Here is a 20,380-nt window from a genome sequence, read left to right as displayed (position 1 = left end):
CAAAGAAGCGATGGAAAACCCAGAGGTTTTCGCAAAGCTTGCTAAATGGGGTCGTGAAGAAATCAAGATTGCCGAAACTGAAATGCCAGGTTTGATGGCTCTTCGTAAAGAGTACAAAAAACAGCAGCCTTTGAAAGGCGCTCGTATCGCGGGTTGCCTCCACATGACTATCCAGACTGCGGTTCTGATCGAAACGCTTGTAGAGCTTGGCGCGGAAATCCGCTGGTCTTCTTGCAATATCTTCTCCACTCAGGATCACGCAGCAGCGGCTATCGCGGCAGCGGGCATTCCAGTGTTTGCCTGGAAAGGTCTGACTGAACAGGAATTCAACTGGTGTATCGAACAAACTATCGTGGGTTGGGGCAAAGAAGGCTTCAACATGATCCTGGACGACGGTGGTGATTTGACGAACATGATGCACGAGCCTCGTTTCGCCAAAGAAATGAAGAAAATCATCGGTATCTCTGAAGAGACAACCACCGGTGTTCACAATCTGGAAGTCCTGGTAAAACAGGGTAAACTGAAAGTTCCGGCGATCAACATCAATGACTCTGTGACCAAATCCAAGTTCGACAACCTGTACGGTTGCCGCGAATCTTTGGCTGACGGTATCAAACGAGCAACGGACGTGATGGTTGCCGGTAAGATCTGCGTTGTTGCAGGTTACGGCGATGTGGGTAAAGGTTCTGCGCACTCTTTGCGTGGTCTGGGTGCCCGCGTTCTTGTGACTGAAATCGATCCAATCTGCGCGCTTCAGGCGGCAATGGAAGGTTTCGAAGTGACAACGATGGAAGATGCTGCTCCATTGGGTGACATCTTCGTAACAGCAACTGGCTGCTGCGATATCATCACTGACAAGCACTTCATGAAAATGAAAAACAACGCGATCGTGTGCAACATCGGTCACTTCGATATCGAAATCGACATGGCTTGGTTGAACAAGAACTCCAAAATGCGTGAAGTGAAACCACAAGTGGACATCCACACATTGAAAAACGGCAAACAGGTGATCATCCTGGCTAAAGGCCGTTTGGTGAATTTGGGTTGCGCTACGGGCCACCCAAGCTTCGTTATGTCCAACTCCTTCACCAATCAGGTGTTGGCGCAAATGGAACTTTTCAACAACTGTGACAAGTACCAGGACATCGCCGTTTACCGCTTGCCTAAGCACTTGGACGAAAAAGTGGCGGCATTGCACTTGGATAAATTGGGTGTGAAGTTGACGAAACTTTCTTCCAAACAAGCCAAGTACCTGCACATGAGTCCTCAAGGCCCGTTCAAGCCTGAGCACTACCGTTACTAATCAACCCGTAAGGGAAGAGGGGTTGTCTGGGGTTAGAAACTCTCGGACAGTGTCGAGGGCTCCTGCCCTCGATCCTTCGGACTTCGCGAAAATTGGCCATCATGGCCAATTTTTCCTCGCGCTTGGGAGCCCATCGTGGCTCCCTTTTTTTTGCCTTTGTTCGTTCTTCTTTTTTATTGCCGACATAACTTGCGCTGTGGAACTCGGTTTCTAACCCCAGACAGCCCCTCTTCCCTTGCTGGTGACCAGCTTGGTTGTGTGGGCTTGTGGCGTGCGATAGATGGGGGAGTAGAGTAGAATTTTTTTGTGTTGTTAAGAATTTTTGTGGTGTTTTGAAATTGGAATTTATTGAAGATCTTGAGATTTCAGAATCGAAATCAAAATAATTTAACTGGTTTGTTCCTTAGGTTTATTTAATCCGGGCCCGATACATTCCCCCATTAAGGGGAAATCATGAACGTACGAAGTTTGAATTTTAAAGTGTCTATGATTGTTGGGATCCTTGTGATTTGTTCTGCTCTGATTGCGGTGATGAGCTGGCGCAGTCTTGGGAATCTGAATTTTACTTTGACTCATATTACGAACATCACGGTGCCTCGAATTGATCGGGATCACATGATGAAGGAAGTCTTCCTTACTCAAGTCATTAATGAAAGAAACTTTGCTTTGAATCCGGCTGGAAGTCCAGCCCGGGATGCGGCTCGGAAGTATATCGCTGAACGCCACAAGGAAATGGCCGGGATTCTGGAGCAGCGAAAAACGCTGGCGGATGAAGCCGGGCTTAAGCGTATTGCAGAATTTGAAGCCGTCTATAAGGAATGGACTGAGCTGAATCAGCAAGTCACAGAGCTTTATGATCAAGGGCACGACAAAGAGGCCTTGAGCATTCTGGTCACCAAAGGCCGTGATGTTCGCGTGCGTGGAACTGAAATTGTCGACGGCATGGTAAAGAGCAATAACGAGCGCATGCAGGCTGAACAAAAGGCGGCGGAAGTCGCCTATGCTCAGTCCCGCAATCTTTTGGTGGGCACGGTGCTGGGTGCATTGTTGTTCGGGATTGCCTGTGCGTTCCTGGTGCTGCGCTCTTTGAGTGTCAGCATCAACCGCGTGATTTCGGATTTGACGGAAAACTCCACGCAAGTGTCCGGGGCTTCCCAGCAGATCTCGGTTTCTTCAGAACAATTGGCGGAAGCGTCCTCGGAACAGGCGGCGTCTTTGGAAGAAACTGTGGCAACACTGGAAGAACTGACTTCCATGATCAAGATCAACGCGGACAACGCACGCGAGGCCGCTCGTTTGTCTGGCGAAACCAGTCAGGTTGCCAGCCGGGGTGATAAAGAGATTCATTCCCTGATGGAATCCATGCAGGCGATTTCCCAGGACTCCAAGCGTATTGAAGAGATTATCAATGTCATCGACGACATTGCCTTCCAGACAAATCTGCTGGCCTTGAACGCCGCCGTGGAAGCGGCCCGTGCCGGAGAGCAGGGGAAAGGTTTTGCGGTTGTGGCCGAGGCGGTTCGCAACCTGGCTCAGCGCAGTTCTTCTGCGGCCAAGGATATCACTGAGTTGATCAAGGGCAGTGTTGAGAAAATTGACCGCGGAGCCAATCAGGCCCAACAAAGCGGTAAAGTCCTGGGCGAAATTGTGCAGTCCGCTCAGAAGGTTTCAAGTCTGAACGCCGAAATTGCCGGCGCCAGCGAAGAACAATCCAACGGGGTTACTCAGATCAGCAAAGCGATGAACCAATTGGATCAGGTGACACAGGTGAACGCCGCGACTTCGGAAGAAGCGGCCGCCGCTTCCCAGGAGCTGTCAGCGCAAGCCCAGCAACTGGATAAAGTCGTGGACCTGTTGACCTACACCATCAAAGGCGTGCGTCGTGAAATCACAGCCGCTGTGAGCAGTGGGCAGTCCAAATCCAAAGCAATCGACATCAAGTCCGCCAAGAAGCGCCCAGCGCCGGTCGCCGCAGCCCCACGCAAAGCCCCCGCAACCGATTCCATGGACGACTGGGGCAAAGTAGGAACCACCGACGGCTTCTAAAAAAGGTGCCTGGTGACTTTTTACATCTACGCCGCAGCATGAGCGGCGTAGGCGTTGTTATCTGCCTTCGCCGTGATAGGGTTTTAAGATATTCAGGAGGACTTATGAAGGTTCTTGGTTTTATCTTAACCCTGTTCATCGCGGCATCCGCATTCGGTCGTCTTTCGGACGGCAAAGCCACATTCACCGTGAAAGACGGAAAAATTGTCGGCGCCATTCAAAAAGGTTTTCATTTCAATAAAGAAGCTCCTGCTGCCTTTGTTATGAAGGGCGCGGAGATCGCGCCTCTTGTTAAAGAAGAGTCTCAATTGATCTTCGCCATGCCAGCAAAAGAAAATGAGCCATTCGAACTTGGCTTCTATGTCTGCGACGACAAGAAAACCGTCTGTGAAGAGCATAAAATCACTTACATGCTTTCCGCGGGAAAATTAAAGTCAGCAAGCGAAGTCAAAAAAGCCGACCTTGCCAAGCCGGAAGTGAAAGCTTCCACGGGCAAAGTTCACAAGAACCACCACGGCTTTATCGAAAATGATCTGGAAGCTGCCAAAGTTTTGGCGGCAAAGTCCAAAAAAAATCTGCTGGTTGATTACGGCGCCCCTTGGTGTCCGGCCTGTGTTCGTCTTGAAACCGAAGTGTTTGGTACCAAGGCTTTTAAAAGCGTCACGAAAGATTTCGTTCTTGTTGCTTTGAATGCTGACATGACCGTCAATAAATCGTTCGGGAAGCAGTACAATATTAAAGCTATTCCCACAGTGTTGATCTTAAAACCCGACGGCACCGAGCTTTATCGTGCCCTGGATTTTGCGCCCGCCGATATTTACGCCCAACGTATCAAAGACGCGAAAAAGAACCTGCAGTCCGCTGCGGATCTTGAAAAACTGGCACAGGCCGGAGATCAAAAGGCCATCGAAACCCTGGCCGAGAATGCCTACAACGCTCTGGATATGGAAAGTTCAGTAAAGTGGTATCGCCAGATTGATTCCCAGTCGGATCGTTTTGCCTCGGCCGAAACTTCAATGGCTGCAAAGAAGGCCCGTGCTGACAAGAAGACGGACGAGTATTTTGCCATCCTGAAAAAATGGGCCGATCTGAAGCCGCAAAGTTTCACCGGCGTGACAGCCACCAACGAATGGGCCGAGTTTCTGCAGAATGAAAAGAAAGAACTTCCGGCTGATTTGAAAGAACGTCTGAAGGCCAACTGTGAGTTCCTGCAGAATCTGACAAAATCCAAAGCCGACACCGTCAAATGGGTGGCGGCCTGGGATGTCAGTCCGATGGCACCGGTAGAGCGGGCGGAAGCCCTTTCCATGTGGAAAACATCTGCCGAAGCTCTGGGGCAAAAAGAAGAAGTCGTAAAAATTCAAAAAGAACTGCAGGAAGAAGTGCGTTCTTTGAAGCTTTCGGAAAAAAGACCGGGCGAAGTGATGGCGACGTTGTATTACTTCCGCCAGGCCGGACTTCCCGAAATCGAGGAATCCTGGCTGCTGAAACTTGAAAAGGCTGATCCCAACAGCTACGTGCCGCACATGAAGCTTGCAAACTACTACGTGCGTAACAAGGCTTACGAAAAAGCCCTGCCGCAGGCCAAGCTGGCAGTGGAGTTGGGTGAAGATCTTCGTCTTCATAACCTGCAAACTTTGGCTGAGATCCAGAAAGAACTAAAACAAAAGGACGAAGCCAAAAAGACCATCGAGATCGCTTTGGCTCATCCGGAAGTGAAAGAGGAGCGCTTCAAGGAAGTTCTAAAATCCCTGGAGCAGTTGAAGAAAGACCTTTAATCCTTCAAAAGGAAAGTGGCCTTCCCCAGGCTCTTTCCATTCACAAAGATCTCGACAACATGCGAGCCCGGGTAAAGGACTCGCGTGGTCACCGGGCGGAAGGAATGCTTTTTCGTGAACTCCATCCGCTTTTTGGCTTTCAGCTCTTTATTGGCAAGCTTGAACACTTTGGCTGAATTTGTGCCGTTGGCCTTTTTATAGTGAATCGCATAGTCCACGACAACTGTTGCATCTTTTGAACTTGTCAGAGCAAACGACATTTCAAGGTGGCCGCCGGTTTTCACGGTCTTTGGCTTCAACGTCAGATCATGCAGCTTCACGGTGGCTTCGGTGTGATAACCCAAAAGCTTTAAGGCCTCCGGGTTTCCGGCCTTTACTTGCGTTCTCAGAGCATGACGGGTGATCCAGTCGATTTTGGCTTTATGCTCTTTCGGAGACTCTTTCTGCCAGCGCTTCAGAGTTTTGATCACCACCTCGGGATGAGTTTTGGTGATGTCATTCAGATGATTGGCCACGGACTTGCGCACGTAAAGCTCTTCATCGTATTTCAGCTCTTCCAATAGTTTTAATGTCGGAGCCGGGTCTTTGATAAATTCGCGCAGCAGCTCGCCCCACGGCAGGCGGGGGCGGGAGCCTTCCGAAACCCAGCGGCGCACGTGATGGCTTTCATCCCGTGTCCAGGCCATCAACTGTTTCAGGGTTTCTTCCTGACGGTGGATCAGGAAGGGACGCACAGCCCATTCGGCGGTGAATTTCTGGGTCAGCGTGTGCAGACCCTTCATGGATTCATCAAAATGTTCCAGGCCATAAGCTTGGACAAACTCAGTGAAAGCCCAAAGATCAAAGCCTGCCAGCGGCTCAACACCGGGTTTGGGCTTCGTTACGGCTTTAAGTAAAATGTTTAAGGCTTTGGTGTAGTCTTCGGGAAGATGAGACTGCAAGCGTCCGCGGATCAACTGAACACGAGGTTTCATCTCCAGCGCGGACAGCTCACGGCTGAGCTTTTGAAAGCTCATGCTATCAAAAGCAGGGTGGTGATATTGCACATGTTCGGCCATACGGCGCACCAGTGCTTCGTTGATCCAGTTTTTAAAGGCCGATTCGTTTTCAGCGGTTTTCTTCTGCGGCATAAGGCAGCCCTTCCGTCTGATCCGAATTTATTTGGTCGGATCAAACCACAGCTTCTTATCGTCGAAGGGAACCGTTGTTGGCAACATGGGATTGTCGATTCTGAACAGTTTTCTGTTCTTAAGATTCAGATCGGCAATAACTTTGCCATAGGCTTTGTTGAACATCCGGTCAAATTCACCGGTTTGGATCAGCTTTTCCAAACCCTCTTTGGTTCGGAGTGCGAGCTTTTTTCCCTCTGCTGTCTGCGGAAACCAGAAATAAGTCGGCAGGGGATAATACAACAAAAGATTTTCTTCGATCATCAACTGAGGCAGGCGTTCTTTGCGTGCATGATATTCTTCGAGCACCTCAGTTACGCCGCGGGGAAAGGCCGTGGTGTGAGCGCTGAATACCAGATTTTCAAAGATACGATCATAGTAAACTTCTTCCAGCACGCGGAATCCGGCGCTTTCAAGAATGGCATTGTCCCCCCATCCTTCGCCCTGGCGCATGGGGATTTTTTTTAGCTGATCCAGTGTGGTGATCTTGGCAAAAGTGGCCTTGTCTTTTTTATTGATCAGCAAAACGCGATAAGAAATCAGGCTTTTGTCGATGGGGATGCGCACGGTCTCAAGCTGACGCTCGCGTTTGATGGATGTTTCGCGGATCATGACAGTCAGCTTTTGCGAGTTCGACAAAAGCTCGCGCATCTGACGGTCTTCCGTCATGCGCACGCTGGGCTTTAAAACATAGGGCCCATATTTATCTTTGGTGATTTCCAACGCCGCCTTTAAGAGATCCCAGTGGTAGGCGTAACGACGATCCATTTCAGATTCCGGCGGATGGTAAATGTAAACCATCTCGGCAGCAATGCCGGCCACAGGAAGAAACAGACATAGCAAAAACAGCAGACTTTTGCGCATCATTCAGCTCCTGCACAAGAAAGTAGGGGCCTTTGATTTTCGAGTCAAAAGAAATGAGCATGCGTCCGCTGCCTTAAGATCCGCAGTGGACGCATGTTTGGGCGTTATTTCGTGAAGTGCATTTTATCGGTATAGTGGCGCAGTTCCTGGATGCTTTCGCGGATGTCTTCCAGGGCACGGTGCTTATTGGCCTTCTGGTACACGTATTTGAACTTATTGTTGATGATGACCTTCCAGGAAGACACATCCACCATGCGGTAGTGCAGGCGACCGGCAAATTCCGGCATGTACTTGTTGATGAAAAGGCGGTCTTGCATGATGGAATTCCCCGCAAGTACCGGCTTGTCCTTTGGATCCGGGAAGTGCTTCTTCACCATGTCCACAAGTTTGGCTTCCACCTGATCCGGATCCATTCCGGTAGGCACCTTAGCGGTCAGGCCGGATTTCCTGTGATGTTCCGTGTTCCAGGCGTCCATGCTGTCCAGATATTTCTGGGGCTGCTTCACCACGGTTTCAAATGTTTCGAGTTCCTTGAAGTTCAGATCCGTGACGATGGCCGCCACTTCGATGATCACTTCCTTCTCGACATCAAGACCGGTCATCTCCATGTCGATCCAAAAGAGCTTGTTCATGAGAGTTCCTATTCTAGGGCGCCACAGGCCCGGATGCTCTCTATGATGAGGGATTTGGGTGGGGGAGACAAGGCCTTTAGGCCTTCTTTTGCTCCATCCCAGTTTTTAGGGCACGTTCCACGGTGGAAATGAGGGAGTTTTCATCCCACGGCTTGTCAATAAAGGCATACACGCCCAATCTTTGAGCTTCCAGCACCATGTCCTTCTGACCATAGCCGGTGTGAATGATAAAAGGGATCTGCAGGCCGTTTTCACGCATCCACTTCAGAACTTCCAGGCCGGATTTCTTTGGCATCTTTTCATCAGAAAGAACCGCGTCGAATTGTTGGGTTTTCAGCAGATCAATGCCTTCGATGCCGTTGTTGGCGCGGTGGATTTCAGACGTGCTGCCTTCAAGGATGGCCGTCAGGACTTCCAGAAGTTCAAATTCGTCATCGATAATAAGCAGGCGACCCTTGGGGGCTGCGGATACTGTGTTAATCATGGGATCATTATGCCAAAGAAGTGCGGCCAGGTCATCGCGCTCTATGGTCAATTTTTTTTAATCGAACCCCCTGAAAAGGGGATTCGATGATTCCACAATCTTACTTGGACTTTGAAGAGTTGATGATCTTGTATTCACCGGCTTTTGAAATCGCCGCTTGAATCTGATCTTGAGAAATCGTTGAACCGGCTTTAGGTGAGACAATCACTTTGCCGACAGTAACATCGCATTTTTCCAGGCCGTCCATTTTGCACACCTGAGCCTTGATGGATTTGGCGCAGGAAGCACAGTGCATGCCTTCAACGTCATAGGTGATGGATTCAGCCACAGCGGCTTGGGACAGTAGCAGGGCAGTTACAGCCAAAAGTTTCTTCATTTTGGGGTCTCCTTGATGGTGCAAAGACCTTATACCCTTCAAAACTGCCCGGCTAGGGCTTTATTTGCCCAAAAAGAGGGCATAGGACGCCATGATATTAAGTTTTTTTAAAAATAATGTTGTCAGGGGTGTCCGACTTGGCTATAAAAGATTCTCCGAAACGCCACTGGGGTGGTAGTTAAGTTGGTTATAACGTCCGCCTGTCACGCGGAAGGCCGCGGGTTCGAGTCCCGTCCACCCCGCCATTTTTCTAAATGGCCGATCCCCACGAAGTAGGAAAAAGGAAAACGGAAGTCATATTGAAGACTTCCGTTTTTTATTTGTGGGTTCGATAGTACCAAACCTAACATCTCCCGTTTTTCATCAGAAGTCATAGAATCAAAGAGCGTTGATGCCTTGGAAGCCAAGTCCATCAAGGGAAGTACGTTTTTTTGCTCCCCTTGGTCTTGGAGTTCTAGAGTGGTTAATTGATTCTGAAGTGACGCCTTCTCATCCTGCCATTGTTTTGATTTGAGTTCCCACATATCTGAGGTGATTTTGCCGTCCAAATAGTGGTCATAGGCTAGTGATAGTCGTCCTTCTATTTCCCTGAAACGTTTCTTTAGTAGGCTCAGTTGTGCCTGGCTCTCTTTGAATTGCGCAGCCGAGGACTGTTTCAGCTCGTTTTCGGTCCATTCGATGATCTCACGAGGTATCTTGATTCTTCTAAGTGCGTTTTTGAAGCCCTCATCTAGTTCGGCTTCGCGAAGATATACAACATTGTCGCAAATGAGCTTCCCATTGGTGCATCGGTAGTATGTATAGCGCCCCTTTTTTACCTCCCCGGTGATAGAACATCCACAATGGGCACAGGTGACGGTGCCACGGTAGGTAAGGAGGCGCTTTGTCTGATGGGGTTTCTTAACATAGCCCATTATTTCTTGGACTCTATCGAAAAGGTCTTTTGAGATGATAGGGGGATGAGTGGCCTTGTATAGGGTTCCTTTGCGTAGGAAGTAGCCATAGTAAAATGGATTGGTCAGAACTCGAGACATTGCTGATTTCGATAGCTCAACCTTTGCTCTTTTGGAGCGCAAGCCCAAACGGTGCATTTCTTTTTTAAGCCTTAGTAGTGAGTATTGTCCGGTGGCGGCCAGGTCGTAGGCTTTCTTTATTAGAACGCTTTCTTCGGGGTGAATGATGATGGTGTGATCCTCAAGGCGATTCTTGTACCCAAGAGGGGCTGGCCCTGGCCAGCCCCCTTGTGCAGCTTTCTGATCAGAACCCTTTTTTACTTCCTCTGAAAGGTTGTTGACGTGATAATTGGCCACGGCCAGATCAATATCATGGTGAAGCTTGTCGTGAGACTTAGAGTCTTTTGAGTGAATCTTCCCCTGTTTTACGAAATGCAGGCGAAGATGATTGGCATTCGTTTGTAAGGACACCGAGTCGTGAAAGTTGCGATACATTCGGTCAACCTTTTCGACTAGGACGTCCTTGATGTCCAGATTCTCTTCTAGGAAATCCAACATCCTTCGAAATTGCTTTCGGCCAGCTTGCTTGGCAGTTTCCGCCTCTTCAAAAAATCGGACAATTTCAAAGCCATTCTTTTTTGCGTAGTCTTGAAGAAGCTTTTTCTGTGCTGGAATTGAAAAGCCTTCGCGCTCTTGTTCTTTTGATGAAACTCTTGCGTAAGCGACTGCTTTTTTAATCATGATCTTTACCCTCGCTAAAGTCCGTATCTAGAAATAGGCGATATTTATTGATGGGATGACGGATATGTTTTAGCCGCCCGCTGTTGGCCCATCGTCGAATAGTCTCAGGATGAACTTTGAACTTCTTCGCCAACTGGCTGACCGTCAGCCAATGTCCAGCATTGTGTGCAATGTTACCTAAGGTTGATGATTGTTCTATACCCATTTAAAACCTCCTTTGTAAAATGAAACCTTCCTATAGGAAGGGGTTTGGGTAAAATTGTATGGCCCCCACAAGTTGGAAACTTGCGGAGTTTTGTCTAAAAAGGATCAAGTGCAGGTGAATTTCGCCCCGGCTGAAGAAAAACTATCGGACTTTCGTCACAAAAGAGCCGTGCGGGGAGAGTATCCAGTTCTAAGTGAAACCTTATGCTGCTTTAGCAGTACACTGGCTGACTTATGGGGTCGGCTAGTGAAGGTCGCTAGTCGTATCGCTATTGCCCTCTAAAAAGGCTTGTATTCCACGTTTAAAGATTTCAGAGGGGTGGGTAGGCCATGGGGATATCTTTAAAACCTGGACGAAGTCGCGGTCGAAGTTCCGATTCTGATCCATAGCCTTGCGAGCTGCAAAGAAGCCATCTCTTTGTAAGATGGATTGAAACTCCTGTATCTTTTTCTTCTGGCTGTCACTGATAAGAGTTGGCGTCGGTGCAACGTAAACTCCTTCCAGATGCGAGAAGAAGGATTTGCTCTTTAGGTATTGAGGAAGATCGTATAAGGATTGAGTCGGTAGCTTTTTTCGGGCTAGGCGTAGTTCAATTCTCGAATGTGATGAGGAAAGTTTGTCTTTCTTGCTTTTGTCGTAGATGACCAGAATCTCGCTGCCTTTTCCGATGTAAATGCCTGTTCTTTCTCCTTTTTTATCCTCGTATCGGGTGCCGGTACTCTTCTGTTTTATATTGATTTGCTGGATTAGCTGATTGAAGGGCGTGTTGAAATCGATATTCAAATCAAGTCTAGTGACTTTAGCCGTTTGAATGCTCGTTAGCGGGAGGATGCTCTGGATGAACTCAACGTAGTCCGTCCAGCTTTTGAATCGATTGGGATTTGAGATTAACCCCGTGATCATTTCGTGGGTGGGGTCTAGCAAAAGATGAATAAACATCTTTTCAGATCCAACTCTAAGTGTAGGTTTTTTGTCTAAACGAGTCATTTTGACCTCGAGATTGTTGTTGCGAGCAGTGTTTAAGACATCTGAGGCTAGAGGCGACTCCTGAAGTGAAGCGTTGAGCTTATCAATACCTGCCCCTGCGAGGGGGAGGGGGACTGCATTTGACGAAGGTTTCCGCGTTAATATCCTGGACGAAGTCCGTTGGCATAGTTCGAAGAACGATACGAGGGCGCTTTTACAGGTGCATGCTTTATCTGATGTGCACATTGTGCAAGGTATTACGACTTTCATGAAGGCTAACTTAGTTCTTGCTCGTATCAAGCGTGAGCCGTAACTATTCACGGCAAAGGGTTCGGTCTGGCGGTTTCTCATGAATAGAAAAAATAGAAGAAAAGATAAGTTTTCACATTGGCCCAAAGAGATGGAATTGGTTTCCCGAATGGCTATCGAGTTATCCAAGCTGGGAATAGAGTTGAGTCCACATCAGCGACGGGCAGTGGTCAGTTCTGTTCGTATTAGGACCAACTTTTTGAGTCTTCAAAATAGTGGCCTAGATAAGAGAAGTGTCAGAAAAGATCTTCAATTTAGAATGGTTACGTTGAGCCGGTCCGCCGAGCAACTGGAGCGAGATCAGAATCCTTACGAGTTCATTGAAGATGATTTTATCAAACGGCAGTTATTCCTGGCTGTGCTAGAGAAAGCGTTCTTGATCCAGGAGGAAAAAATCAAAAGTAACATACGGGACGCTCAGGCTATAGATTTTCATCTTTGGGTTTTGCATCAGATTTTAGTGGAAAACGGTCTTTTGAAGCCAACGCATGTTTTAACCGCGATTTTGAAGAAGGTTGGATATTGGAGGGGCTTCGGGGAGTCTCTTAAGGTTGGCACTGTTCAGAATAGAATTTCCAGGGCAAAAAAGTTGGTTGATAAGGCTATAAAGAAGAAAGCCTGTCATATGCCCAAGGTGATATCTGAATGGCCGAGATGGAACTCCGAGGACTTTGTTTCTAAGCTTTCGCAAGGGTGCCCGAAATGCGCTAAGATTTGGGATAAGATTTTGGGGCGTGTGGCGCATGAAGTAGCGCCATGGGATCTGGCGATTGCTGAATTAAAAGAAGAAATCCCTTATTTCTCGGAGGCTATTGGAGTTGTTGCCGACTCTTTGGGCGGGGAGGGGGAGGCTGCTATGCCATTGCCCAAGCTGCTGGACTATCTCCCCCACAGATATCAAGGAGCAATAATGCACCTATTTGTATCCAAACTTTTTGTATGACTTCTCTATGGCTTCTACCCAGTCCCATAGATTTTCGTTTCCGAAAAGGTCCCGAAGATAGAAGTAAGAGTTTAGGCCGTTCTGGGCTTGTACGAAGACTTGTCTGTCGACCTTCTTAAATGAGTGAACTGTTCGTTTGCCACTTAAGCTATTGTACGAATATGGCCCTGTATACTCATAGAATGGGAATTTATTTGGGTCATTCGCTAAGTAGGTATCATCAACGACACCTTCTTGATCGGTTTTGTGGATAAAGATGGTCGTGGCCCTTGGGGAGTTGCTGGATACGATGAAACCATTGTCGAGGACCTGAAGGACCTTTAGAGATTTCGCCCACTCCCTGTCGCTTTCCAGGTACACCTTTGCAATTTTGACATCAGGGTAGATGCACTTTTTGTCCGGTACTATGGAGGTTTCATAAGTAAAATTTGCGACCCCGATACTGGGGCAAAGCTCTTTGCCGTTCAGGCGTTCGTTGAAGGTCTTCTTCTCAGATTGGTATAGGGGATCTGAGGTTAGTTTGTCCCAGCGAGAATATGGCGTTTCTAGGGTGGCGCAGGCGGTTGTAAGCAGGGTGGTTATGGCTATTTTTGTCGTCATAATATGTCGCGTTATTTTTATCATATTATCTCCGCTTGTTTATGCTCTTATCGGAAGCCCCTTCCTATACTTTACCTTCCTATAGGAAGAGTGATCGTTCTTATTTGTCTCAAAATTGTTATATGGACAAGAAAGAACGGTTTTTAAAGAATTTAGGGGCACACATCGCCAAGGTAAGAAAACAAAAAGGTTATAGTCAGGATCGACTTTACCTTGAGGGGGGATTCTCCAGAGGTACCATTAGTAAGATCGAAAATGGTCTTACTAGCCCCGAAGTCTATACTATTGCGAGGATTGCCGATGTTTTGAATGTGCCGATTCGCAAGCTGTTGGAGTTTGATCCTTAGCCTTACTTGTAAGTATCTATAATTACTGTGGTATTTATATAGATAAGACCGCAACTAATGTTAGCGTCGACTACAAGTCAGGCAAGAGAAGGCTGGTGGAAGGAAAAACGTTAATAGCACTGGTCGGAGCAACGGTCACTATCGATAAAGGACCAGCTAAGATTGTATATTCAGTTCAGTACGATGTTATTTATAAGTTGCCTATATCTAACATCCCTAAAGAAGTTACTCAGGAAATGTTTGATGCTTTTTCTAAACATAATGGTCTGCTGAATGGTTGGCCCTACATTCGAGCATTGATTACTAATCTGTCGAGTGAAGTTGGATTCCCTGTCGTGCTTCCGTTGCTTAAAATTCAAGCGAAGACGGATGGGGTAGAAAAAGAAAGTCAGTAACTTTTAATGAGCATGTCATCAATAGTAGTATTCGTGTCGGGAGGCTCAAGGATTTATTGGCCGGACAGTGAAAACCGCAAATTGGCTAGATAGTTAAAGATGCGAACTTTGAGAGCTAAACCTTTTAAGAGGTGCTATGGGTAAGTTCTGTAAGTGCTGTGGGTATTCTAACGTGAAGAATTATGGTGACTATAGTGCCTGTTCGATGTGTGCCCCGAGGGCCCCAGATGAGAAGATAGTCGAAGCGTACATACGAGATGGCTGTGGCGTACGTAAAGCTAAAGTGCGAGAATTAACTTATAAGTGCACCTCCTCCCTATGCAATCGAAATAAGTTGCTCGCTAAAGAAAATACTGTCCTAGAGTGGCTTGATTAAAGGCCTGTAAATGAACAGCAGAGAATCCAGAAGAGAATTCAAACGACAAGCATCCAAGTTACTTGCTACGGCAGAGCAATGGTATGGAGGTCGAGATAAAACTTGGAATTTCGCTGGAGTAACCTTCTCAAGTGACGGACCTTATCTTTACTATCCCCCAGGCGATGAAAAAATGGTCGAGATACATCTGATGAAGGGAGTGAAGGATGATCAGGCTCTTTATCAGTTATCTCATGAGGTCGTTCATTTGTTAGCACCTGCACGGCATCCTCCAGCGATAATGCTAGAGGAGGGGCTCGCTGTTAAGTTTAGCATAGAAGCCCCTAACTACATGGGACGTGACTATAGAAGGTTAGCTATCGAGGACCTTAAAACGAATTCGAATTACTGTGCCGCCTATAATTTGGTTAGAGAGTTACTTATTTTAAAGCCTAAGGCTGTAATGCAGCTTCGTTCTGAAGAACCAAATTTTTTTGCAATGACTCCAGAGTTTATCACGAAGACCCTTGGAGTTGATCTAGAGTTTGCAGTCCGCTTAACGGAGCGCCGCCAGATGCGATAGAAATATGGGCATACCCAATGAGACTGTCCTCTTTTTCTGGCGCTAGATGTCAATCCTTCTTAATAACAGGGTCCCCATTGTGGTTGTAAAAGTTGGTAGTAGGCCAAGCTTCGGCTTTGCTTAGGCGCTGCCTCATCGCATCAAGCTCCTGTAGTCTTCGTGAATTAATGTATTCTAGAGTTGTGCGAAATAGAGTTCGAATTTGATCAGAGTTTTGATCTGGCCCGACTGTTTCGGAATAGTCGGCCTGTACTGTTCTTGCAAACTCACAAGTAGTTGGGGTTGGTGCGGCAAATGAGTACTTAATAGCAATTTTGGATCGAGCTCCTTTCCAATGAACGTACTCGTCGTTCCTCAAGTCCATCAGCATTTGATATGTGGCTCTTTGAGAAGCGTCTGCAGTAACATTATTAATTTCAAGGTTGAGACTTCCTTTTTGATTTAAAAAACATCTCAGAAAATAACTCACCGATGACATGAAGCAAATGTCGATTTCCTCAATGTTGATCCCAATTTTTACTTTGTCAGTTTCTTTGTCATTTTGATCGAGGAGGCGATGATATCGCTCAAAAAGTGAAGACGCTTTCATTACCCATATTTCCATTAAAGTAAGCTTCTCGATTCTTTTGTTCATCTCGATTAGAGGCCTGTCATTTGTTTTCAATGTAACGTAGAAATCTTGGGATGCCATTTTGTGTATCTTTCTTTGGAATTCTAATTGCGGGATTCGGTGCCAAAAGGCGAAATACACCTAGATGGATTCGCTGCGCCGAATTGAGGGTCGTTGACCATCTTTCATTCTCTGGAACTTTAAGCGATTGGCGAATTTATGGCAATTGAGTTCTAAACTCGTCCCATACGGCCCGCCATTTTTTCTCCGAAAACATGGCCAAAATCACCGAAGCTGAGTCTTCGGTTTTTTTATGCCCAAAATCAATCAACATACATGCTGCCGTATTTTTTAAACAAGGCCTTCATTTTTCCCGAACTTTTAATATCAGCGATGGCTTTGTCTACTTCCTTCTTCGTGATTCGCCCTTTGCGACTGATTGAACAGACAATGGGGTAGTCTCTCAGAAAAAGTGCTTCGCGGTTCTTTGCAATGTTGGGATTTTCAAGACGGAAATAATCGAAAAAAATTTGATCTGTGACGACGTACTGGATACGGCCATTGAGCAGTTTTTTTAGATTTCCTTCTTCGGATAAGCTGTCTTCGCGTAGAATTTTGCCGGACGCAAAGTAGGGATCTAGGGATCGAGCTTAGGGTAAACATACTGAAGCATCGTTCCGATTTTTTTGCCTTGCAGATCGCTTATTTTTTTTGGCATTGGTGCCGGGCCAATAATAACTTCTTTTTTGTTAAAAAGAACTTCAGAGAAATCTAATTTTTTAACTCCGTCATCCCAGATTTTGCTTGTATAGCAGAGGACATCCATTTGGCCTGTCAGCATGTATCTGTTAAGTCGATAACGAGTCACGACACTGAAGCTTGCGGTACGTCCCATAGCCTCTGCCAAAGCATTGACATAGTCGACGATAAGGCCGTCCACTTTTCCTTCTTTTTCAATCAAAAGAGGTGGTGCCAGACCCGCAGGAATCGCGGCGCGAAGTTCAGTCTCCGTTTTTGCCTGCGCTGAATGTGCCAAGATAAAAAAAGATAGGAAGTACAGCAGCTTCGTTTTCATACTCCAAGTTTATTAGACAGTTGAGATGTCGCAAGGTTTAATTTGAAGGATACCACGTCTTTTTTTTAGACATTTGATTGTGATAAACAACAGAATGTTGTTGTCACAAAGGCGTTTTGAACTCGTCTCCTTCGGGCCGCCATTTTTTTTTCAAAAATGGGCCAAAGTCAGGCGATATTAAAAGCCAAATGACTTGGATCCGGGATACACTGCAACAGCTTTGAGCCAAGACCTGATACTTAGAAGCAGAAGGAAATCAAATATGGACGCCCATTACGGAAAAGTGATGCAAGCAAGAAATCAAATTCAAGGAACCGGAAGCAAATTGTATTTTGCATACTCGGGGGTTTTGGATCGCCAGGCTTTCGAGGTTTGGGCGGAAGAGCATAGCTACCAGTTTTTCACATTGCCCGAGGGGCTGGTGGCTGAAGCAAAAGGTGTCGATTTGATTTTTGATTTTCCTTCGCGTTGGTGGGGTGGGCGTGTTGCCGGGTTGGTCGCCAAAGAAGACTCGTCTGTCTTTGGAAGGTTATTTGAGATTCCGGAAAAAGAATGGCCCATTATTCAGCACAAAGAAGGTGTCGTGACTGGGATGTCAGTTGAGACGACTCTGAGTGTTTCCGTCGACGGACAAGAGTTTGAGGCGACGGCCTTTGTGACGTCACCGAGTCGTCGCAGTCTTGATGGTCCTGTCAGTGAACGGTATCTCGAGGCCTTGATAAGAGGAGCCCGGGCTTCGGGTTTGCCAGAGGCGTATGTGGCCTCATTGCCAGCTAAAGCTCGAGGCAATCCTTAATATCCTCGTCTCACTTTGCAACAGAAGCTTCGTATTTCAATTTAAGACATAACAAATTTGGAAGGCGCCTTTTGGCGCCTTCGACAGTGCTTGCTTTGTATAAACAAGCTTTATTGCAGTTGACGCTGGAATGACTCTCGCAGTGTAAATGGGCAGAGGTGCCCTATGAAAAGAGTCTTGTTGGCAACTGTCTTAATTTTGAACTTCTCCGTTTTCCACGCCCACGCGAACCTGCTGCCATTTACTCAGGATGTTAATGTCGGTGAGAACTCCGTCGCGGTTTCCAAAATTAAGTTTAGCAAACGCGCTGACGCGGGTTCATTCTGTCACACTCTGGGCAAACAACTTGGCTTGAATATGAAGCTGGCGGACCTGGAAGAAGTGATCCGGGTTGCGGCATTCGGCAAACCCCAAGTGGACAGTATGATGGTGCAGATTAAAAAGAAAGATGGCTCTGTTGATACGGCTATCGTCGCTTGGGACAACAAGAAAAAGATCAAAATCGACAAAGAGAATCCAGCGAACGTTGATACTCATCTTGTACTTAGAATTCGCGGCGGTGATGGCGTCGTCAGGGAAACAACCCTCAAAGAACTGAAAGAGCTAGGGGCCGTCGACTATCAGGATCGACCCCTTGATAAGCTTCCGGCCTTTTGCGTTCACGACAATACAAAATAAGAGTCAGACTATTTGCAGTGAGCCTTTGAGCTCAGAACAAGCGCCCGTGCTTGTTCTTCAGTGGCGGCGGTGCCAATCGAGCAGGTGTCCGCCCCATCCAAACGAACCGCATACACCACTTCCACATCCGACATTCCATCTTCAGTGGCTTCAGACAGGCGATAGATAAAGCCAATCCACTGCAACGATCCGCTGCCGTCCTCTAAGGAATTCGTTTTGCGGTACATCCATTCCACCTCAGTTGAAGCCACGTCATGGAAGGAATACGGGTTGTTAAGGGCAATCTGCTGCCCACCGTAAGCCAGCTCCGGATGATAGCGAAGGTCGCCGCCTGAGATGTTTAATTGATACCCGCCAAAGCCCTTGCATTCGGCATTATAGAAATCAATCGGGGATTGTTGGTTTGCCGCGCTGACTTCAACACACTCCGTGGTTAGATTGGTAAACACACTGCCAATGGTGACTTGCTGGCTTTCCCCGGCGAAGGCCGTCAGAGCTGTCATTGAAATAATCGCTATTGAAGATATAAGCTGTTTCATCGTTTGTTCCTTTACGATTGCTGAGTTGCTGATGAACTGTTTATTGCGCCTTCCAAGGAAATACGAGCCGAACTCAAGGCTCCTGCTGAGTGACAGCAACATTTTGTACACTTGGATCAGGTTAAGGAGCGGGGGCTTTTTATTTGTCTTCCGATAATGGTGTCGTTACAATTCCCCGAAATTAGACCTGTCTTTTGTAAAGGACTGATATGGACACGCCTCAAGATTCCGAAATCGCAGAAAGAGAAGTACGTCGTAAAACCCTTTGGGTGATAGGATTGACCTTCATATTACCGGTGCTGATCACTTTGTGCGGGATCTATTACGTCGTGTCCACCGGGAAGTAGTTCTGGTCCGAACAGAAGGACGACAATGTCCGTAAATGGCCAGTATTTTAAGTTGAAATATCCTAGCCTGCCTTGGATCTACCAGGAGGTTTTATGGATTTCAAAGGAAAGAATGTTTTTATCACCGGAGCCAACCGCGGAATCGGTGCCGCTTTAGTCAAGGCCTGCCTCCGTCGGGGTGTCGCCAAGGTTTACGCTGCCGCCAGAGATAAAAACAAATTGCCGATAAATGAAGACCCGCGCGTGGTTCCCGTTCAGCTCGATATCACCAACTTTGAGCAAATCAGTGAAGCGGTGTCGTCCGCTGCCGACGTGCAGATTCTGATCAACAATGCCGGCACTCTTCATGCCGGAAGTTTTTTGGAAGGGAATAGGGACGGCTTCATCCAGGACATGCAGGTTAATTACTTCTCGACAATGGATGTGATGAGGGCCTTTGTCCCCGTGCTTAAGCGCAACAGCGACGGTCGTATTGTGAATATCGTGTCGATAGCCAAGTTCGTGAACTTTCCTTTTATTGCTGGATATTCGGCATCCAAAGCCGCTCTTTATTCAATGACTCAGGCGGCTCGTATCGAACTTAGTCCCTACGGTATTGCCGTGCATGCGGTGAATCCGGGTGCCATCGATACGGACATGAATAAAGGTGCCGAGATGGATATGACCTCTCCGGCCGACGTAGCAGACAGTATCTTGGCTCACGTCGAAAGAGAGGTTTTGGATATTGTGCCCGACAAAATCGGCCAGGAGATGTTCAAGGTGTGGCAGGAGTCTCCGGTGAAACTGGAGAATCTGGCCAAAGATATGTACTTTAAAAAGCCTGTTCCCTGAACTTCTTATAGGCCGGGGCTCTGAACAATCTCCTGACTTGAGGGGCGCCCGAAAGTCAGCTAAAGCCAAAGGCCTATAGCTTTTAAACAAAGGTAGAACATCATGAACAAAGTCGCTTTTGCTTTTTTGTCTTTTTCTCTGGTCCTGAGCTCTCAGGCTGCTACAGCCAACTGTGATTTACAAATCTCTGAGATCGCAGCCAAGCACGGACACCCCAGTGATCGTCCCTCGTCTCCGGTTCTGGTAGGTACTCTGCAGGCAGGGGATGCTCGTCGGGGCGCACAAGGGCAAATTGGTCCTTCTACTCAGGACGTCTATCTTTATCTTAATAGTGGTTCTTATCACAGTGGCTGGTTTCAAGAAGCCTTTGCCTTGGACTTGGACTGCAATCTGAGAGATCATGGCGTTCTTTACGCTGAGTAAGTTCAAGCAGTGTGGCGACCTCGTTAGCCACA

At 47.3% G+C, this 20,380-nt stretch carries 24 protein-coding genes and 1 tRNA gene; 13 read left to right on the top strand and 12 right to left on the bottom strand.

Translation table 11 applies throughout. The features are described 5' to 3' along the window. The first annotated feature begins 10 nt into the window (after positions 1–10). From ahcY to B9G79_RS12115, 3 genes are all read left to right on the top strand, one after another. Positions 11–1,303, top strand: coding sequence for an adenosylhomocysteinase (gene ahcY, locus B9G79_RS12125; protein ID WP_198298079.1), 1,293 nt, complete (start codon positions 11–13; stop codon positions 1,301–1,303). A gap of 453 nt (positions 1,304–1,756) precedes the next feature. Then, positions 1,757–3,349: a methyl-accepting chemotaxis protein gene (locus B9G79_RS12120; RefSeq protein WP_088565737.1), complete on the top strand. Its 1,593-nt coding sequence runs from the start codon at positions 1,757–1,759 to the stop codon at positions 3,347–3,349. Positions 3,350–3,453: 104 nt separating this feature from the next. Next, positions 3,454–5,127: a thioredoxin family protein gene (locus B9G79_RS12115; protein ID WP_088565736.1), complete on the top strand. Its 1,674-nt coding sequence runs from the start codon at positions 3,454–3,456 to the stop codon at positions 5,125–5,127. Here B9G79_RS12115 and B9G79_RS12110 read toward each other — a convergent pair. The 5 genes from B9G79_RS12110 to B9G79_RS12090 all read right to left on the bottom strand — a co-directional run bounded on the left by B9G79_RS12110 (position 5,124) and on the right by B9G79_RS12090 (position 8,652). Then, entirely contained in the window at positions 5,124–6,257 is a 1,134-nt protein-coding gene (locus B9G79_RS12110; RefSeq protein WP_088565735.1) for a DNA alkylation repair protein, read from the bottom strand. The two genes, B9G79_RS12115 and B9G79_RS12110, sit on opposite strands and share 4 nt — an antisense overlap. A gap of 27 nt (positions 6,258–6,284) precedes the next feature. Beyond that, on the bottom strand, positions 6,285–7,163 hold the full coding sequence (locus tag B9G79_RS12105) for a hypothetical protein (protein WP_088565734.1): 879 nt from the start codon (positions 7,161–7,163) through the stop codon (positions 6,285–6,287). Between the two features lie 101 nt (positions 7,164–7,264). After that, positions 7,265–7,792, bottom strand: coding sequence for an oligoribonuclease (gene orn, locus B9G79_RS12100; RefSeq protein ID WP_088565733.1), 528 nt, complete (start codon positions 7,790–7,792; stop codon positions 7,265–7,267). Between the two features lie 76 nt (positions 7,793–7,868). Continuing rightward, positions 7,869–8,276, bottom strand: a complete 408-nt coding sequence (locus B9G79_RS12095; RefSeq protein ID WP_232468625.1) for a response regulator — start codon at positions 8,274–8,276, stop codon at positions 7,869–7,871. A 100-nt stretch (positions 8,277–8,376) separates the two neighbouring features. Continuing rightward, positions 8,377–8,652 carry a heavy-metal-associated domain-containing protein gene (locus B9G79_RS12090; RefSeq protein ID WP_088565731.1) on the bottom strand — a complete coding sequence of 92 codons (276 nt, stop codon included), beginning with the start codon at positions 8,650–8,652 and terminating at the stop codon, positions 8,377–8,379. A gap of 168 nt (positions 8,653–8,820) precedes the next feature. On the opposite strand from B9G79_RS12090, the gene B9G79_RS12085 reads away from it, so the two are divergent. Beyond that, positions 8,821–8,897, top strand: a tRNA-Asp gene (locus B9G79_RS12085). On the opposite strand, the gene B9G79_RS18585 is transcribed toward B9G79_RS12085, so the two are convergent. The 3 genes from B9G79_RS18585 to B9G79_RS12065 form a co-directional block, all read right to left on the bottom strand. Then, positions 8,856–10,346: a recombinase family protein gene (locus B9G79_RS18585; protein ID WP_420042857.1), complete on the bottom strand. Its 1,491-nt coding sequence runs from the start codon at positions 10,344–10,346 to the stop codon at positions 8,856–8,858. The two genes, B9G79_RS12085 and B9G79_RS18585, sit on opposite strands and share 42 nt — an antisense overlap. After that, entirely contained in the window at positions 10,339–10,551 is a 213-nt protein-coding gene (locus tag B9G79_RS12070; RefSeq protein WP_088565730.1) for a helix-turn-helix domain-containing protein, read from the bottom strand. Before B9G79_RS12070 ends, B9G79_RS18585 begins: the two co-directional genes overlap by 8 nt. Before the next feature lie 243 nt (positions 10,552–10,794). Next, positions 10,795–11,538 carry a hypothetical protein gene (locus tag B9G79_RS12065; RefSeq protein WP_088565729.1) on the bottom strand — a complete coding sequence of 248 codons (744 nt, stop codon included), beginning with the start codon at positions 11,536–11,538 and terminating at the stop codon, positions 10,795–10,797. 328 nt (positions 11,539–11,866) lie between these two features. On the opposite strand from B9G79_RS12065, the gene B9G79_RS12060 reads away from it, so the two are divergent. Continuing rightward, positions 11,867–12,769: a hypothetical protein gene (locus B9G79_RS12060; protein WP_088565728.1), complete on the top strand. Its 903-nt coding sequence runs from the start codon at positions 11,867–11,869 to the stop codon at positions 12,767–12,769. On the opposite strand, the gene B9G79_RS12055 is transcribed toward B9G79_RS12060, so the two are convergent. Further along, positions 12,743–13,393, bottom strand: a complete 651-nt coding sequence (locus B9G79_RS12055) for a hypothetical protein (protein WP_088565727.1) — start codon at positions 13,391–13,393, stop codon at positions 12,743–12,745. The two genes, B9G79_RS12060 and B9G79_RS12055, sit on opposite strands and share 27 nt — an antisense overlap. Before the next feature lie 98 nt (positions 13,394–13,491). On the opposite strand from B9G79_RS12055, the gene B9G79_RS12050 reads away from it, so the two are divergent. The 3 genes from B9G79_RS12050 (at position 13,492) to B9G79_RS12040 (ending at position 15,049) form a co-directional block, all read left to right on the top strand. Beyond that, complete coding sequence (locus B9G79_RS12050) at positions 13,492–13,716, top strand: helix-turn-helix domain-containing protein (protein ID WP_157678780.1); 225 nt, start codon at positions 13,492–13,494, stop codon at positions 13,714–13,716. A gap of 95 nt (positions 13,717–13,811) precedes the next feature. Then, positions 13,812–14,111, top strand: coding sequence for a hypothetical protein (locus tag B9G79_RS12045; protein WP_088565725.1), 300 nt, complete (start codon positions 13,812–13,814; stop codon positions 14,109–14,111). 386 nt (positions 14,112–14,497) lie between these two features. Then, positions 14,498–15,049, top strand: coding sequence for a hypothetical protein (locus B9G79_RS12040; protein ID WP_088565724.1), 552 nt, complete (start codon positions 14,498–14,500; stop codon positions 15,047–15,049). Between the two features lie 49 nt (positions 15,050–15,098). Here the strand turns inward: B9G79_RS12040 and B9G79_RS12035 are convergent, their stop codons facing one another. Both B9G79_RS12035 and B9G79_RS18510 read right to left on the bottom strand, forming a co-directional pair. Continuing rightward, the gene (locus tag B9G79_RS12035; RefSeq protein ID WP_088565723.1) at positions 15,099–15,740 is read right to left on the bottom strand and encodes a hypothetical protein; all 642 of its coding nucleotides are present in this window, start codon (positions 15,738–15,740) and stop codon (positions 15,099–15,101) included. A gap of 556 nt (positions 15,741–16,296) precedes the next feature. Beyond that, positions 16,297–16,734: a substrate-binding periplasmic protein gene (locus tag B9G79_RS18510; RefSeq protein WP_269768114.1), complete on the bottom strand. Its 438-nt coding sequence runs from the start codon at positions 16,732–16,734 to the stop codon at positions 16,297–16,299. 262 nt (positions 16,735–16,996) lie between these two features. On the opposite strand from B9G79_RS18510, the gene B9G79_RS12025 reads away from it, so the two are divergent. After that, positions 16,997–17,530 (top strand): gamma-glutamylcyclotransferase, encoded by a 534-nt coding sequence (locus tag B9G79_RS12025; protein WP_088565722.1) that lies wholly within the window; start codon positions 16,997–16,999, stop codon positions 17,528–17,530. 165 nt (positions 17,531–17,695) lie between these two features. After that, positions 17,696–18,208 (top strand): hypothetical protein, encoded by a 513-nt coding sequence (locus B9G79_RS12020; RefSeq protein WP_088565721.1) that lies wholly within the window; start codon positions 17,696–17,698, stop codon positions 18,206–18,208. 8 nt (positions 18,209–18,216) lie between these two features. On the opposite strand, the gene B9G79_RS12015 is transcribed toward B9G79_RS12020, so the two are convergent. Beyond that, on the bottom strand, positions 18,217–18,747 hold the full coding sequence (locus B9G79_RS12015) for a hypothetical protein (RefSeq protein WP_088565720.1): 531 nt from the start codon (positions 18,745–18,747) through the stop codon (positions 18,217–18,219). Positions 18,748–18,956: 209 nt separating this feature from the next. On the opposite strand from B9G79_RS12015, the gene B9G79_RS18160 reads away from it, so the two are divergent. The 3 genes from B9G79_RS18160 (at position 18,957) to B9G79_RS12005 (ending at position 20,348) form a co-directional block, all read left to right on the top strand. After that, complete coding sequence (locus B9G79_RS18160) at positions 18,957–19,094, top strand: hypothetical protein (RefSeq protein ID WP_157678779.1); 138 nt, start codon at positions 18,957–18,959, stop codon at positions 19,092–19,094. A gap of 93 nt (positions 19,095–19,187) precedes the next feature. Further along, positions 19,188–19,925: an SDR family oxidoreductase gene (locus B9G79_RS12010; protein WP_088565719.1), complete on the top strand. Its 738-nt coding sequence runs from the start codon at positions 19,188–19,190 to the stop codon at positions 19,923–19,925. A 102-nt stretch (positions 19,926–20,027) separates the two neighbouring features. After that, positions 20,028–20,348 (top strand): hypothetical protein, encoded by a 321-nt coding sequence (locus B9G79_RS12005; RefSeq protein ID WP_088565718.1) that lies wholly within the window; start codon positions 20,028–20,030, stop codon positions 20,346–20,348. Positions 20,349–20,380 lie beyond the last annotated feature (32 nt).

It is taken from the genome of Bdellovibrio bacteriovorus (assembly GCF_002208115.1).
GTDB lineage: Bacteria > Bdellovibrionota > Bdellovibrionia > Bdellovibrionales > Bdellovibrionaceae > Bdellovibrio > Bdellovibrio bacteriovorus_C.
The sequence above is the reverse complement of the archived record's forward strand: the minus strand, read 5'-3'. Positions and strand labels throughout refer to the sequence as shown.